13 protein-coding genes are annotated in these 15,643 nt (G+C 70.7%); 5 read left to right on the forward strand and 8 right to left on the reverse strand.

Annotation, left to right across the window (positions count from 1 at the left end; all coding sequences use genetic code 11):
* Positions 1-91 precede the first annotated feature (91 nt).
* Together KOL93_RS02070 and KOL93_RS02075 are read left to right on the forward strand one after the other, a co-directional pair.
* Positions 92-2,092 (forward strand): RICIN domain-containing protein, encoded by a 2,001-nt coding sequence (locus KOL93_RS02070; RefSeq protein ID WP_221583634.1) that lies wholly within the window; start codon positions 92-94, stop codon positions 2,090-2,092.
* A gap of 119 nt (positions 2,093-2,211) precedes the next feature.
* Positions 2,212-2,610 carry a hypothetical protein gene (locus KOL93_RS02075; protein ID WP_221583635.1) on the forward strand — a complete coding sequence of 133 codons (399 nt, stop codon included), beginning with the start codon at positions 2,212-2,214 and terminating at the stop codon, positions 2,608-2,610.
* Here KOL93_RS02075 and KOL93_RS02080 read toward each other — a convergent pair whose 3' ends face one another.
* The 5 genes from KOL93_RS02080 to KOL93_RS02100 form a co-directional block, all read right to left on the reverse strand.
* A complete protein-coding gene (locus KOL93_RS02080; RefSeq protein WP_221583636.1) occupies positions 2,611-2,958 on the reverse strand; it encodes a hypothetical protein in 348 nt (115 codons plus the stop codon).
* 224 nt (positions 2,959-3,182) lie between these two features.
* The gene (locus KOL93_RS02085; RefSeq protein ID WP_221583637.1) at positions 3,183-4,061 is read right to left on the reverse strand and encodes an aminotransferase class IV; all 879 of its coding nucleotides are present in this window, start codon (positions 4,059-4,061) and stop codon (positions 3,183-3,185) included.
* A 478-nt stretch (positions 4,062-4,539) separates the two neighbouring features.
* Positions 4,540-6,213, reverse strand: coding sequence for a thiamine pyrophosphate-dependent enzyme (locus KOL93_RS02090; RefSeq protein WP_308291513.1), 1,674 nt, complete (start codon positions 6,211-6,213; stop codon positions 4,540-4,542).
* Between the two features lie 238 nt (positions 6,214-6,451).
* Positions 6,452-7,093: an arsenate reductase ArsC gene (locus KOL93_RS02095; RefSeq protein ID WP_221583638.1), complete on the reverse strand. Its 642-nt coding sequence runs from the start codon at positions 7,091-7,093 to the stop codon at positions 6,452-6,454.
* Between the two features lie 11 nt (positions 7,094-7,104).
* The gene (locus tag KOL93_RS02100) at positions 7,105-7,512 is read right to left on the reverse strand and encodes an arsenate reductase ArsC (protein ID WP_221583639.1); all 408 of its coding nucleotides are present in this window, start codon (positions 7,510-7,512) and stop codon (positions 7,105-7,107) included.
* A 113-nt stretch (positions 7,513-7,625) separates the two neighbouring features.
* Here KOL93_RS02100 and KOL93_RS02105 point away from each other — a divergent pair, with 113 nt between their 5' ends.
* Positions 7,626-8,486, forward strand: coding sequence for a metalloregulator ArsR/SmtB family transcription factor (locus tag KOL93_RS02105; protein WP_221583640.1), 861 nt, complete (start codon positions 7,626-7,628; stop codon positions 8,484-8,486).
* A gap of 149 nt (positions 8,487-8,635) precedes the next feature.
* Here the strand turns inward: KOL93_RS02105 and KOL93_RS02110 are convergent, their stop codons facing one another.
* Positions 8,636-9,838, reverse strand: a complete 1,203-nt coding sequence (locus KOL93_RS02110) for an MFS transporter (RefSeq protein ID WP_221583641.1) — start codon at positions 9,836-9,838, stop codon at positions 8,636-8,638.
* A 1-nt stretch (position 9,839) separates the two neighbouring features.
* Positions 9,840-11,129 (reverse strand): FAD-dependent oxidoreductase, encoded by a 1,290-nt coding sequence (locus tag KOL93_RS02115; RefSeq protein WP_221583642.1) that lies wholly within the window; start codon positions 11,127-11,129, stop codon positions 9,840-9,842.
* A gap of 84 nt (positions 11,130-11,213) precedes the next feature.
* Here KOL93_RS02115 and KOL93_RS02120 point away from each other — a divergent pair, with 84 nt between their 5' ends.
* A complete protein-coding gene (locus KOL93_RS02120) occupies positions 11,214-11,564 on the forward strand; it encodes an ArsR/SmtB family transcription factor (protein ID WP_221583643.1) in 351 nt (116 codons plus the stop codon).
* Positions 11,561-12,271 (forward strand): MIP/aquaporin family protein, encoded by a 711-nt coding sequence (locus KOL93_RS02125; RefSeq protein WP_374107096.1) that lies wholly within the window; start codon positions 11,561-11,563, stop codon positions 12,269-12,271. Before KOL93_RS02120 ends, KOL93_RS02125 begins: the two co-directional genes overlap by 4 nt.
* An 81-nt stretch (positions 12,272-12,352) precedes the next feature.
* Here the strand turns inward: KOL93_RS02125 and KOL93_RS02130 are convergent, their stop codons facing one another.
* Complete coding sequence (locus KOL93_RS02130) at positions 12,353-15,628, reverse strand: rhamnogalacturonan lyase family protein (RefSeq protein ID WP_308291514.1); 3,276 nt, start codon at positions 15,626-15,628, stop codon at positions 12,353-12,355.
* Positions 15,629-15,643 lie beyond the last annotated feature (15 nt).

The raw sequence follows: 15,643 nt of genomic DNA on the forward strand, positions 1-15,643 counted from the left end.
TCACGACCTCGCTCCCGGTGCGGGCCGTCCGGCCATCACCCCGCTCGGCCCCGGCGAATCCCGGGGCACCATCGAAAGGATCGGCAGCACCATGGCCACACGACACGCACTGGCGACGATCGCAGTGATCGCGACCGCGTTCGCGGGCGCGGCCCCGGCATCGGCGACCACCGGCGCGCAGCCCGTCGACACGGACGGCACGGTGCCGACGGATCCGGAATTCTCCGGCCCGCAGGTCACCGAGGTGCGGGTGCTCGAGGAGGGGCGGTTCGTCGAGATCCACTGGGACCGCTACGTCGACGAGGCGGAGGCTGTCGATCCGAGCAACATCACGGTGCGGAACGGCGAGAAGACCCTCGCGCTCACGCCCAAGCCCGCGACGGGTCCCACCGACACCATCTTCTTCGATCGCGAGAACGCGCAGATCGCGGAGACCGCGGCCGACAGCATGGCCCGCCTTCCGGAGGACCTGCACCTGGCGAGCATCGCCTACACGGGCACCATCGATCCGGACCTGCCGATCACCGTCGAGATCGACGGCGATCCGATCACCGATTCCGAGGGGCGGTCGGCGCGAGACGCGGTCTTCACCGGCGTGCCGCAGCTCGCGTACTACACCCAGTCCGTCATCACCGCGGACGGCATCGAGGTGAAGGCGAACGACCGCGTCGATGCGGATGCGCTGGATCTCGCGGCCGCGCAGATCGATGTGCAGCTCTCGACGCCGGGAACGGGGATCGCCGAGCAGATGGTCGCGTCCGGCTGCTCGCTCGCGGTCTACGGTGCGCGCGAGAACGCCTACCTCGTCCCCGAGCACCGCCGGGGATACGATCCGGTCGCGTACGACGTCGAAGGGTTCGGGGGGAACGACGCCAACGGCTGCGTCTCCTCGATCTCGGAGCGGAACGTGCTGCGCACGCGCGGCGACGAGAACCCGTACCTCAACACGTCGTATCCCGACGAGAACATCCTCGTCCACGAGTTCGGCCACGCTGTCCTGTCGGTCGGCATCGAAGGGCAGGCGGAGGAGGACCTCGCCGACGCTCTCTTCGCGGCCTACGAGAACGCGTACGAGACAGGCCGGTGGCCGAACACGTACGCGATCTCCAACCGAGACGAGTTCTTCGCGACGCTGTCCACCATCTGGTTCGACAACATGGCAGAGAAGCCGGATTGGAACGACGGCGTCCGAAGCCCCATCAACACGCGCGCCGAGCTGGAAGCCTATGATCCCGTCGCCTACGACTTCTTCGCATCGATCTATCCGGACGCGCCGATGCCGTCGCCGTGGGACATTCCCGGGCCCGACGTTCATCACGGCGACTATCGGGAGCTTCCGGCGCAGCCGGAGCGCGCGACAGCTGCGGATGTCGACTACGACGGCGACGCCTTCCGAATCGTCACCGAGAGCGTCGGCACCGACTATCAGATCGACCGCTACGCCGGAGACCCCGATCATCCCGACCGCGACGCGGTCACGTGGTCCCGGTGGGGAGACGGGGTCTGGAGCCTCGACTACGACGGAGCGGACGGTCTCGTGATCAGCGCGTCGGACGGCAGCGGGGTGCTCTCGGCGGTCTCCGACACGGAGGTCGCCTACCTCGGGATCGCACGTGACGAGCGGGATCCTCGTCAGCACTGGACGTTCCGCTCGGACCCCACGACGGAACGGAACATCTACGACGGGCGGCTCATCAACGACGCGACCGGGCTCGCGCTCGCTCTCGACGGTCGCGTCGGAAACGGCACGTCCCTGATGATGGCGGATCCGGAGGCCGCGGCCGGATGGATGCTGGAGGATACGACGCGCTCATCGGCTGACGGGGCGCCGTCCTACCTGCTTCCTGTCGACGTCACGGTCACCTCGCGAGGCCGCTCCGCCGAGCTCGACGCCGTGCAGCAGGGATTCACCGTGCCGGCTATAGATGATGTGGGCGGCGGCGACTGGTCGCACCCGCGGCATCGCTTCGCGGGATGGGTGCTCGACGGCGCGGAGGGGGTGGTCCCCGGCGATTGGATGATCCCGGCAGACGCGACGTCCGTCTCGCTCTCGGCGGTGTGGGAGAAGAAGAAGAAGGGGAAGCGCCTGTAGCCTCTCGCGCGCCGCGCCCCGCGTCGACGGCGCACCCTGTCGACGCGGGGCGCGGCGCGTCCTATCCTGGCCGCAGGCGGGGCGCGCCCGCCGGTTCTCCCTGACGAGCGAGGTGCGAGATGGACCAGATGATGATGGACACGATGCCGAACAGCATGAAGAGCATGCCGGGCATGGACATGATGGACATGTCGGTCATGCAGGCGTGCATGGACGCGTGCTCCGCGGTCGAGCAGGCGGCGACGATCTGCGCGACGCAGGACATGGACTGCGCGCCGGCGTGCATGACGTGCGCCGACATGTCGCACACGATGATGCGCTCGATGCTGCGCATGCAGGGCATGACGCCGGCGGCGATGATGGCGATGCTCGACGCGTGCATGGCCGTCTGTCAGATGTGCATGGACGAGTGCGCCTCGCACACCGACAACGACGTGTGCCGGATGTGCGCTCAGGCCTGCCAGGCGTGCATGGACTCCTGCATGGCAGTCAAGGACATGATGATGGCGTCCGCCTGATCACACCGAAGCGACGTTGAACTGCACGCGACCCACGGCCAGCACGCTGTAGCGGCGGTGCAGCGCCACCGGTGTGCCCGGCGCGGCCTCGAGCGCTCCGCCGGATGCGTTCCACAGCGCGTGCGCGGATCCGTCGAGGTCGCGCACGACGAGCGTGCCGCGGAGCGGGTCCGCTTCCTCGACGATGCCGTCGGTCCACTCCGTCGGCGTGGCGGAGGCCAGCCGCGCCTGGATCAGGTGCAGCGCGTGACCGGGCGCGTAGGAGGTGCACGCTCCGCCGCCGTCGCACATGCACGCCGCACGCTCGCGCACCTCGAAGGGGCGGGGCTGATGCAGCGGCGTGGACACGGGGATCCTCCTGGGGTCGGAAACGTTCTGGCCACGGTAGGCCGACGGATCCGGCACGAGAACCCCTGCCGACACGCGCCGTAACGCAGGACGTCACGCGGGGTCATGAACGGGGCCGCGAGGGTGCCGGGGTCCGCTCCGAGGCGCTGGCGATGCGCCGGCGTGCGGGCCTTCCGGACGGATCCGCGCCCTCCTCGACGAATCGTCCGCGGCTCGGTGCGGCCTCACTCCCGGCGGGCGAGGAGGAAGGCGTTCATGTCGTCTGTGGCCGTGCGGTCGACGGGGAGGGCGTCGCCGTCGACGGAGCGGATCGGCGTCGCGAGGCGCACGCTCGAGGTGAGCCAGGCGGCGTCCGCGTCGCGCAGATCGTCGACCCCGTAGCGCCCGTACTGCGTGTCGAGCCCCCGCTGCGCGGCCCAGCGGAACACGGCGCGCTGGGCGGTGCCGTGCAGGGTGCCGAGGGACGGATCCGGGGTGTGGAGCGTGGATCCGCGCCGGAAGACGAGCGTGGACTGGGGCGCCTCGAGCAGGAACCCGTCGCTCGTGACCCACAGCATGTCGTCGGCTCCGCGTCGGGCCGCCTCGCGGAGGGCCGCCATGTTCTGTGCGTATGAGAGGGTCTTGGCGCCGATGAGCGCCCATGGCTCGCGCGCGGCGTAGTCGCTGGGGAAGCCGCGGTCGGCGGTGATGACCGCGCGCCCCACCGTGCGGACCTCGTCGAAGTCTCCGGCGGGGGACAGGACGATCCAGGCGCTCGGCGTGCGGCGGTCCATGCCGCCGCGCGTGACGACGAGCTTCAGCCACGACTCGACCCCGGGCTCCGCGGTGCGCGCCACCTGGCGGCAGATGTCGGCGAGGGCGGCGAGATCCGGATCCGGCAGGTCGAGGATCCGCATGCTCGTGGCGAGCCGGTCGAGGTGATCGCGCGTCGCCTGCACGGCGCCGTCGACGACGCCGAAGGTCTCGAAGACGCCGTCGCCGCGTTCGGCCGCCGCGTCCATCACGGAGATCGCCGGATCGTCGACGGCGACGGGGGCGAGCTCGGGAAGCGGGGCCTCATCCCCGGCGACAGGGAGGGGGAAGCGATAGGCGACGGCGGTCATGGATCCATCCTTCCCCAGACCGTGTCCCACAACACGCCGTCACCGCGCGGCCGAGACGGCGTGTTCTGGGACGCGGAACGCGAACCGCCGCGACCGTGTCCCACGACACGCCGTCATGGCGTCGGGATGACGGCGTGTCGTGGGACACGGGGCGTGCTGCGCGCGGACGTGCCGCGCGGAGGGGCCGCGCGGGAACGGACCCCGCGCACGGACGGGCCGTGCGGGAGTCCGTGCACGGACGGGTCGCCCACGGAGCGGCCGCGCACCCACCCGGACGACGCACGACGGCGCCCCCGCCGAAGCGGAGGCGCCGTCGCCGAAGCGGAGGCGCCGTCGCCGCGCGAGACATCAGGAGATGTCGTCGCCCTCTGCCTGCGAGGGGTGCTTCTCGAACCAGAGCGGGCGTCCCGTGAACAGGTCGGCGTCGCTGTCGTAGATGAACTCGTTCATGATCTCTCCTTCATTGGAAATGTGCGGATCAGTACGCCTGCGCGCGCTTCTCCACGATCAGGTGGATGAGGGCGAAGCTGCCCTCACGTGTGGCCGCCAGACCATCGGCGATGGCCTGAGGGATCTGGGATTCGTCGTCCACGCGCACGCCGAAGCCGCCGAAGGCGACGGCCATGGCGGCGAAGTCGGGGTTGATGAGCTGCGTGCCCGAGACGCGGCCGGGGTGGTGGCGCTCCTGGTGGGTGCGGATCGTGCCGTATTCGGCGTTGTCCATCACGACGACGAGCGGGTTCGCGCCGTACTGGCGCGCGGTCGCGAGCTCCTGGCCGTTCATGAGGAACTCGCCGTCACCGGCGATCGTCACGACCTGGCGGTCCGGGAAGTCGAGCGACGCCGTCACGGCCGAGGGGATCGAGTAGCCCATGGATCCGTTCCCCGCGCTGACCATGGCGGGGTAGCGGCGCACGGGGAAGTAGCGGTGGGCCCAATTCGTGTGCTCGCCGGCGCCGAGCGTGATGAGCGCGTCGTCGTCGAGCTGCGGCACGAGGTGCGCCATGAGCGAGTCCATGCGAGCTGGACCCGTCGTGCCGGGTTCGGGCAGCGCTGCGAACCGCTCCTGCTGGCCGCGCATCTTGGCGGTCCACGCGGCCCACCCGGGCTTGGCCTCGATGTCGAGGGAGACGAGGTCGCGGACGAACGCGGCGGGCTTCGACACGATCTGGTGCGACACGGCGCCGGAGCGACCGCGCATGAGCGCGTCCATCGACACGATGAAGTTCTGGCTCGCCCAGTCCTGACGCGCGATGTAGCTCGTGAGCACGTCGCCGGGGAGCGTGCCGACGAAGACGACGAGGTCGGTCTCGGCGAAGAGGTCGTACGTCGGCTTCGGGCGGCCGTAGCCGATCGGCCCGACGTAGCTGGGGGAGTCGTATCCGACGACGCCCTCGGTGCGCCATTCGGCGGCGGCGGCGATGCCCATGCGCTCGAGCCATCCGGTCAGGAGGCGCGACGACTCGGCTGTCCAGTCGCTGCCGCCGGTGACGAACAGCGGCTTCTCGGCCATGGCGAGCGCCGCTTCCAGGCTGTGCGCGTCCGTGCGCGAGATGCCGCCGGAGGCGACGGGGATCGGCGGGTGCGGGGTGACCGCGACGTGCTCGCGGATGATGTCCTCGGGGAGGCCGACGACGACGGGGCCCGGACGCCCGGAGCGCGCGGCGAAGATCGCCTCGGCCGTGATCTCGCTGGCGCGCTCGGCGGAGTCGAGCACGAAGACGCGCTTGGCGCCCTTCTCGAACCAGCCGTGGATGTCGAACTCCTGGAACGCCTCGCGCTGGCGATGCTCCTTGGGGATGAGGCCGATGAACAGCACGACGGGCGTCGAATCCTGCCACGCGGTGTGCATGCCGACGAGCGCGTTCGCGGCGCCAGGTCCGCGGGTCACCATGACGATGCCAGGAAGGTCGCTGAGCTTGCCCTCGGCATCGGCCATGTAGGCGGCGCCGCCCTCCTGGCGCGTGATGATCGTCTCGATCGACGAGTCGTGCAGGCCGTCGAGCACCTCGAGGAAGCTCTCGCCCGGCACGACGTACGCCCGCGGGATGCCGTGCTCCTCGAGGGTGCGCACGATCGCGTGGCCCGCCGTCTCGGTGGCGACGGCGGCGTCCGCGATCGTGGTCGCGGGCGAATCGAGGAGATCGGTCACGGTTGCTCCGTTGCAGAGGTGCCAGTGGGTGTCTTTCCGATCATGCCCCCGGCCCACACCGGTCCGACGGGGTCAGATGGCAGAAAGATTCGTGATTCTTCAGAATTCGCAAGGCGTGCCGCCTCGTCCTGCGTGTGTGAACGTCTCGCAGTTCGCTGTTTCTTTGCACGTCGCACGTGTGAAGACAGCGGATCCCCGGAGCGTGCTGCTCTCGGGGATCCGCCGTCTGCGTGCCCGACTACGGCGCGGGGGCGATCTCGCTCACGAGCTGCTCGATGCGATCGCGGATCTCGTCGCGCACACGGCGCACCCCGTCGACATCGAGGTCGGCCGGATCCGAAAGGTCCCAGTCCTCGTAGCGCTTGCCGGGGTAGAGCGGGCATGCGTCGCCGCAGCCCATCGTGATGACGACGTCGGCCGCGCGCACGACGTCGTCGGTGAGTGGCTTCGGATAGCGCTGCTCGAGGTCGGCGCCGAGCTCCGTGAGCACCTCGCGCACTGCGGGCAGGATGAACTCGCCGGGCTGTGACCCGGCCGAGCGCACGTGAACCCGGTCGCCGGCGACGAGTGTCGTCAGGGTGGCCGCCATCTGCGAACGCCCCGAGTTCTGCACGCAGACGAAGAGGATCTCGGGCCGGGGCTTCGCGATCATGCCGCGCGACTGTCCGAGCGCCGTGAGGCGATCGCTCGCGAAGTGCTCGGCGAGGGCGGGCAGGTGCTCGGTGATCTTCGCCGTGCGCGCGAGCGTCGCGTACGACTCGAAGACGACGCGGTCGACGGTCTCGGCGCTGACGATGCCGTCGAAGCGCGCCGCGAGGCGCTCGGAAGCGCGCGTGAGGACGGGGGTGACGTCGGCGAGGCCGTGCGTGAATTCGGTCATCGGGTCATTCCCTACGCCGCGGGGGCGATCTCGCTCACGAGCTGCTCGATGCGACCGCGGATCTCGTCGCGGATGGGGCGCACGGTCTCGATCCCCTGGCCGGCCGGATCCTGGAGCTCCCAGTCCTCGTAGCGCTTGCCGGGGAAGATCGGGCACGCGTCGCCGCAGCCCATCGTGATGACGACATCGGACTCGCGGACGGCCTCGGTGGTCAGCACCTTCGGCGTGCGGTTCGCGATGTCGATGCCGACCTCGCGCATGGCCTCGACGGCGGTGGGGTTGATCTGGTCCTTCGGGGCGCTGCCGGCCGAGAGCACCTCGACGCGGTCGCCCGCGAGGTGCTGCAGCCAGCCGGCGGCCATCTGCGAGCGGCCGGCGTTGTGCACGCAGACGAACAGGACGGTGGGCTTGTCGGTCATGGGGCCTCCTTGGTCCGTTAAAGCATAGATTGCTATCTATGTATTCGGCAAGGCGTGCGCGTGAACATCGGGTGGCGGAGGCTCGTCACCGGGCCCTGCATAGAGTGGGATCTATGGATCGGCAGGCGGCGTTCGCGGCACTCGCGGATCCGACGCGCGCGCGGATCCTGCGCCTCATCGACCGCGCGGCCGACGGTCGCATGAGCGTGACCCCGCTCGCCGACGCGCTCGATCTGCGCCAGCCGACGGTGAGCCATCACCTGCGCACGCTGCTCGAGGCCGGCCTCGTCATACGCGAGAAGGATGGCAGGCGCGCGTGGTTCTCGGTCGCCCCCGGCGCGGACGACGTCGTGCGGCAGGCGATCGGATCCGCTCCGCACGCCGCGCCGGATCTCGACCGCGTCGTGACCGACCTCGCGGATCGCTATCGCGGGGCGCATTCGACGGACATCGTCGCACGGGTCGTCGCCGGCAGCGCCGACCTCCTGCGGGAGACCGCGGGCGACGAGCCTCTGCTCGCCTCCCGCGTCGCATCGTTCGCCGCGCAGCGCCTCGACGCGCTCGCCGCCGGGGAGCGCCGTGTCCCCTCGGTGCTCTTCGTCTGCGTCAAGAATGCCGGCCGCTCGCAGATGGCCGCCGCGATCCTCCGCCACCTCGCGGGATCCGCCGTCGATGTCCGCACCGCCGGATCCGCCCCTGCCGCCGCGATCTCGCCCACCATCGTGCACGCGCTCGACGAGATCGGGGTCCCCCTCGGCGCGGAGTTCCCCAAGCCGCTGACCGACGAATCGGTCCGCGCGGCCGACGTCGTCGTCACGATGGGGTGCGGCGACGCGTGCCCCGTGTATCCGGGGATCCGCTACGAGGACTGGGACCTCGAGGATCCGGCGACCGCGCCGCTCCCGCGTGTGCGCGAGGTGCGCGACGAGATCGACGCCCGCGTGCGCGACCTCTGGGCGGACCTGCGCCGCTGACGGCCGGACAGGAGTGCGGCAGTTCGCCGCGATCGCCGTGTGCCCTGTGGCCTCCGCGGGAAGATCGACGGCTTCTGCCGTCGCCGTGCATCGGCGGCAGGCGGGATGGCGAGCCCGCTGCTGCGCGGACTGGGCGCTGGCCGTGGGCGTCAGATGCTGACAGGCTGCGTCGCCGGCGTCGGCGCGCGCCGCCGCAGCACGGGGATCAGCAGCGCTGCGCTCGCGAGGGTCGCCGCGCCGAGGAGGACGAATGCGGCTCCGTAGCTGCCGGTCCATTCGGCCGTGAGCGATCCGGCCCACGGCGCGACCGCGCCCGCGACGGCGACGGGGGTCGACAGGTATCCCGCGAGCACGGCGTAGTGGCGGGGGCCCCACAGCTCGCTGATGCCGCTCGCCATGATGAGCGTCGTGATGCCGCGTGCCGCGCCGATGAGGCCGGCGAGGATCAGCAGCAGCCACGCGGGGCTCGGCAGGAGCGCGAGCCCCAGCACGGCGGCGCCGGAGAAGAGCAGGGATCCGAGCAGTCGCGGCATGACGGGGATCCGCCGCGCGATCACGGGGTAGCCGAGGCGGCCGATGATCTGGCCGGCGCCGCACACGCCGATCGCGAGCGCGCCGATCGCGTGCGTGAGGCCGCGTTCCTGGGCGAAGGGGATGAGGTTGAGGTTCGCCGCGGCGACGCCCATCATCCCGAGCGAGACGGCCACTGTCAGGGCGATGAACGGCAGCGAGCGCAGCGTGCCGCGCACCTCGGCGCGGTCGGCCGCGGCCGTCGCGCGCCGGTCCTCGCGGGATCGGGTGCGGTGCGGAAGGAGCGCGAACGCGTGCAGCGGCAGCACCGTCGCGGCGAGGACGATCGCGAGGGCGACGTAGGTCAGCCGCCATCCGAGCGGGTCAGCGAGGGCGCTGATGATCGGCGCGAAGATCGTGCTCGCGAGTGCGCCGAAGATCGTGATCGTCGTGAGGGCGGCGACCGGCTTCGGCGCGAACCACGCGTTCGCGGCCGTGAAGGCGGCCTGATAGAGCGTCATCGACATCGCCGCGCCCGCGAGGAGCCACGACGCGAAGAACAGCGAGAAGGTCGGGGAGCCGGCGGCCGCGAGCAGCGCGACGACCGCGACCGCCGTGCCGACCGACATGACGACGCGCGCGCCCCAGCGGGCCATCGCGTGGCCGACGGGGACCGCGACGGCGGCCTGCACGAGCATGGACGCCGTGAGCGTGCCCATGATGGCCGACGCGCTCCACCCTGTGTCGCTCGTGATGGCATCGGCGGCGACGGGGAGCGAGTAGTAGAGGATCCCCCAGCTGATCAGCTGCGAGGCGCAGAGCGCGGCGAGGGCGCGTCGCACGTCAGCAGCAGCCGCCGTCGACGTTGCAGACGCCCGTCGCGGGCAGGGTGAGCTCGACGCGTCCGGCGGCCTCGGCGTCGCCGGCGATCCAGGCCACGACCGAGCGCACCTGCTCGTATCCCGTCTTGAGCAGGAACGTCGGTGCGCGACCGTAGCTCTTCATCCCGACGATGAAGAAGCCCGCCTCCGGGTGCGAGAGCTCGCGGTACCCGTGCGGATCCACGGTGCCGCACGAGTGCTCGTTCGGGTCGATCATGGGGGCGAGGCGACGGGGTGCCTCGACGATGTCGTCGAGGTCGAGGCGCAGCTCGCGCAGCGGCGTGAGGTCGGGGCGGAAGCCCGTGTTCGCGACGAGGAGGTCGGCGTCGTGCTTCTCGCCTGTCGTCGAGGTGGCGCGCACGCCGTCGCCCTGACGTGCGAGCGACGTGATCTCGAAGGAGTCGACGACCTCGACGCGGCCGGACGCGACGAGCTGCTCGACGCGCGATCCGAGGGCGCCGCGGCCCTCGAGCTCGTCATCGGCCGTCTGCACGCGCTGTGCCTGCGCGTTGCGGATCAGCCAGGTCACATGCGTGCCGGGCTCGAGCCGCGCGAGCGTGGCGAGGGCGATGAGCGTGTTCGCCGCGGAGTGGCCGGCCCCGACGACGGTCGTGCGGCGGCCGGCGAACCGGTCGCGATCGCGGCCCAGGACGTCGGGGAGCGCGGGCACGATGAGATCGCGCACGCTGTCCGTGCCGAGCGGCTCGATGCCGCTCGAGCCCAGCGGGTTCGGCTGGCTCCAGGTGCCGGACGCGTCGAGCACAGCACGCGCAGGGACGTCGGCGGCGGAGCCGTCGGCCGACGTGATGCGCAGCGCGAACGGCTTCTGGCTGCGACCCTGCGTGCGCGTGCGGTCCATGCCCTCGCGCGACACCGACGTCACGGTGCTGCCGAGGCGGATGTGCGGCGCGATCGCGGGGTGCGCGGCGAGCGGCTCGAGGTACTGCGTGACCAGGTCGGATCCGCTCGGTGCGACGGTCGGGGCGGGCGCCTCCCAGCCGTCGTCCGCGAGGAGCGCGGCGGCCTCGTCGTCGACGAGGTGCTGCCACGGCGAGAACAGACGCGTGTGACCCCACTGCCGGACGGCGTCGGCGATCGTGTCGCCCTTCTCGAGGATGGTGAAGGCGATGCCGCGGCGCGCGAGGTGGGCCGCCGCGGCGAGCCCCATCGGACCGGCGCCGATGATCGCCACGGGCAGCGAGTCGAGGCGCGTGCCGGCGTGGATGCGCGGGGTGAGGTCGAGAAGCGTCATGGGATCCTCTTCTATCGAAGAACGTCGATGGATCCATCGTGGCCTCCTCTATCGACATCTGTCAATATCGACTAACTTCGATGTATGGCCACCGAACTACCCGTGCTGAACCAGGCGGATCCCGCCACCTGCTGCGCGCCGCTCGTCCGAGAGCCGCTGAGCGCCGCGGATGCGGTGAGCCTGGCTGCCCGCATCAAGGCGCTCGCCGACCCGACGCGCCTGCGCCTTCTGTCGATCGTCTCCGCGTCGGAGGGGCGCGAGGCCTGCGTGTGCGACCTGACGGATCCCGTCGGCCTCAGTCAGCCGACCGTGTCCCACCACCTGAAGATCCTCACCGATGCGGGGTTCCTCTCGCGCACCAAGCGCGGCACGTGGGCCTACTACGCCCTCGTCCCCGGTGCGCTCGAGAGCGTGGGCGAGGTGCTCGCCCCGTGACGGAGGTCACCCCCGACGCACCCGCGATCCAGGCCGACCGCCTGACGCTGCCGCGGGAGCTGACCGCCGAGTTCGTCGGATCCGCTCTGCTGGCGGCGATCGTCGTCGGGTCCGGCATCATGGCGCAGAACCTGTCGGATGACGTCGGGCTGCAGCTGCTCGAGAACGCGATCGCGACGGCGTTCGGGCTCGCGGTGCTCATCGTCATGTTCGGGCCCGCCTCCGGCGCGCACTTCAACCCCGTCGTGACGCTGGCCGACACCGTCATGGGCGGCAAGACGTGGCGGCAGGCCGGCGCGTACATCCCGACGCAGATCGTCGGATGCGTCGCGGGCGCCGTGCTCGCGAATCTCATGTTCGCGGAGGCCGCCGTGAGCTGGTCGACGAAGGAACGCGCGATTCCGTCGAATCTGCTGAGCGAGGTCGTCGCGACGGCCGGTCTCGTCGCCGTCATCTTCCTGCTCGTGCGCACGGGCCGCGGCGCGCTCGCGGCGCCGGCGGTCGGCGCGTACATCGGCGCGGCCTACTGGTTCACGGCCTCGACGAGCTTCGCCAACCCCGCCATCACGGTCGGCCGCATGTTCAGCGACACGTTCGCGGGCATCGCCCCGATCTCCGCGATCCCTTTCATCGGGGCGCAGCTGGTGGGCGGAGCGGTCGGCCTCGCGCTGGCCGTGTGGCTGACGCCTCGGCGACTCGAGGCATAGCAAGGACGCAGCCGGCGGGCGGAGGTCCACGCCCCGGAGACGGCTTCTCCGAGGCGTGGACCCTACGGTGGCGCGGGCGGCCTACCTGACGGTCACCGAGAGCACCTTGCTCGAGGTGTCGCCGTGCTGGTTCACCGCGACGACCTGCACTTCGTGCTCTCCGGCGTCGATCCCCGTGTGCTCGAGCGTGACCTGCTGATCGGACGGGCTGGTGTCCACGACGTCAGCCGTTGCGACGATGACCCCGTCGACGAGCAGCCGGAACGCGGAGGCGTTCGACTCGCCCTCGGCGATCGACGCCTCGACGCGGAGCCGCCCGTCCTCGGCGTCCTCGACGTCGACCGTGACCGCACCCGGTGCCTCGGTCGCCGGACCCGGCACCCGCTCGGCCTCCGGCGCGCCGGTGGTGTAGGCCTGCCGCGGCGCTTCCGGAGCGTCCATGCCGTCGCCGATGAAGTCGGACGTGTGCGGGGGCTGGTTGTAGGCGGTGTTCTGCCAGGCGACCGCCAGGCGGTACTGGGAATCCGACATGAGCGTGAAGAGACGGTGTTCCGTGTCGATCACCGTGGTGGCGATCCGGAGCGCCGACGAATCCTCGGTGCGTGTGACGATCTCCTCGCGCCAGTCGCCGAACAGATCAGCCTGCAGAGAGGCGTTGCCCTTGGTGCTGTTGTTCGTGAACGTCCCCTCCGCCCGGTACAGCTCGATCGACTGATCGGTCTCCCAATCCCACTTGGCGATCGTCGGCACGCCGACACCGCTGTCGTCATCGAAATCGTGGTCGCCGATCTCGCGCAGCAGGTCGCCGTCCCAGAACGTCAGGAAGTTCGCGGCGGGGATGTTCGTTGTGATCAGCTCGCCGGACGCCGAACGCAGCTGCCCCGCCGGCGAGTTCCAGGCGGCATCGCGGCCGACGGCCCACGACTCGGCGCCCTCATAGCGCGGATCGATGTCCCCCATCGCCGCACGACCCGTGTCGCGGTCGGCGGGGATGCTCCAGAGGATCTCACCGGTTCCCGCATCGCGCAGCGTCGCGCCCAGGTTGCCGGATCGGGCCATATCCTCGTGCGCCGAGAAGACCTCGAGCCCGGGCCGTGCCGGATCGACATCGGCGACGTGCTGGGCGTCGCCGTGGCCGAGCTCCGTGTTGTAGAGCGCCGTGCCGTCGTCGTCGAGGGTCATGGATCCGTAGACGATCTCGTCTTTCTGGTCGCTGTCGACGTCCGCCACGGACAGACTGTGGTTGCCCTGACCGCGGTACTCGGATCCGGCCTCATCCGAGTCGAAGACCCAGCGCTGGGTCAGGGTCGAGCCGTCGAAGTCGAATGCGGCGACGACCGCGCGGGTGTAGTACCCACGGGCGAAGATCGCACTCGGCGTCTCGCCGTCGAGGTAGGCAGTGCCGGCGAGGAAGCGGTCCGCGCGGTTGCCGTAGTTGTCTCCCCAGGATCCGAGGTCGCCGCGGCCCGGGACGTAGTCGATCGTGTCGACGGCCTCACCCGTGGCGCCGTCGAAGACGGTCAGGAACTCCGGCCCGTCGAGCACGTATCCCCGCGAGTTGCGGTGGTCGGCGCTGGCGTCGCCGATGACCGCGCCTCCGCCATCGGTCGTCCCGTCGGCCGTCTTCATCATGACTTCGGCCCGGCCGTCGCCGTCGTAGTCGAACACCTGGAACTGGGTGTAGTGAGCCCCCGCGCGGATATTGCGGCCGAGATCGATGCGCCACAGCTGCGTGCCGTCGAGCTCATACGCATCGACGTAGACGTTGCCGGTGTGTCCCGAACGGGAGTTGTCCTGGGAGTTCGTCGGATCCCACTTGACGATGTACTCGTACTCGCCGTCGCCATCCACGTCGCCGACGGACGCATCGTTGGCGCGGTAGGTGTACTCGACGTCGTCCGGAGTGGTGCCGCCCGCCGGCTTGTCGAGCGGGATGTCGAGCGCCTGGCCGTCCTGCACGCCGAACTCGGCGCTGGCCCAGTGCTCGACGAGACCACCCGCGTTCTTTCCGGACCCGCGGCCGGGGTTCTTCTTCGGAGCGTCGGGGGCGACGGCGGTGCTCACGCGGTACGTGGAGTCGGTCGTGCCGTCGGGGTCCACGACGTCGGTGCTGTCCACGATCGGCTCATCCGTGATGCGCTCGCCGTCCCGGTAGACGTGGAACGCGGTGTCCGCGTCGTCGCTGCCCAGGAGGCGCCAGCCCACGTAGACGCCCTCGTCCGATGCGACGGCCACGGGGGCGCGCTCCAGGCGCTCCGCCTGTCGCGTCAGCTGCACCGAGGCCGGCAGGTCAGCGGCGGCGCTGCGCTCCGAGCGCCCGCCCGTGCCGACAGCGGCGACCTGATACGTGTAGGCGACGGTCGGTTCGACATGCTCATCGACCCACTCGGTGCCGTCGATGCGCTCGACGAACTGGGGTTCGCGCTCCCCGCGGGCGCGGAACACGTCGTAGGCCGACGCGCCGTCGACCGCGCTCCACCGAAGCGTGGTCTCTTCGACGCGGAGGTCTGACGGCGCGGCGGGCGGAGCGACCTCCGGGTCGACGACCTCTGCCGTCTGCTGCTCGGAGTGGCGGCTCTCCCGGCCGGACTCTGCCAGCGAGACGACCGAGTAGGTGTAGGTGCGGGCGAGAGCGACGCCGTCGTCGGTCCACGAGGTCGCGGATCCAACCGTGTCGCCGAGCGCGACCGGATCCCCTCCGTCCTCGGACCGGTAGACGCGGTAGGCCACCGCGCCGTCAGCAGGCGCCCAGGCGAGGTCGACGGTCGGCGTCAGGTCGGCACTCACCTCGGCGCGCAGGTCGGACGGCACCTCGACGGGCGTGAGGACCTCGAGCGCGTTGGCGCGGATGGACGAGCCGGTGAACCGGACGTCGAGCCGTCCGTCCGTGACCTCCACGTCTTCGAGCCAGCGTTCGGCGATGACGCCCGACCCCGGGCTGCGGGCGTCGAGCTCGACGCCATTCGCGATCATGCCCGTGTTGCTCGATGCGATGCCGTCGCCCGTGTGCAGAACGAGGGTGTAGACGCCGTTGGGCAGATCGACGAGGAAACGGCTGCTGCTGGTCGGCAGGAGGAAGTCTCGACCCGCCGGATCATCGCCGCCGCGCACGCGGCACTGATCGTCGGCGAGCGCCGCCTCGAGGCCGAATCCGAGAGAGGCGTCGTAGGTGGTGCCGGGCTCGACTTCCTGATGTCCGGCCGCGAGCGGGCCGTCCGCGCATTGGAAATCGAAGAACCGGTCTGCCGGTCCGTCCGCGGCCGTCGCCGTCGCGACCGGGCCGAGCCCGACCGCCAGTGCGCCGGCGGCCAGCGTGGCCAGGCCTGCTTTCGAGCGAGAATTGGATCGTTTCAACATTCGGTTCGAATCTCC

The sequence above is a fragment of the Microbacterium salitolerans genome (assembly GCF_019720895.1).
Taxonomy (GTDB): Bacteria; Actinomycetota; Actinomycetes; order Actinomycetales; family Microbacteriaceae; genus Microbacterium.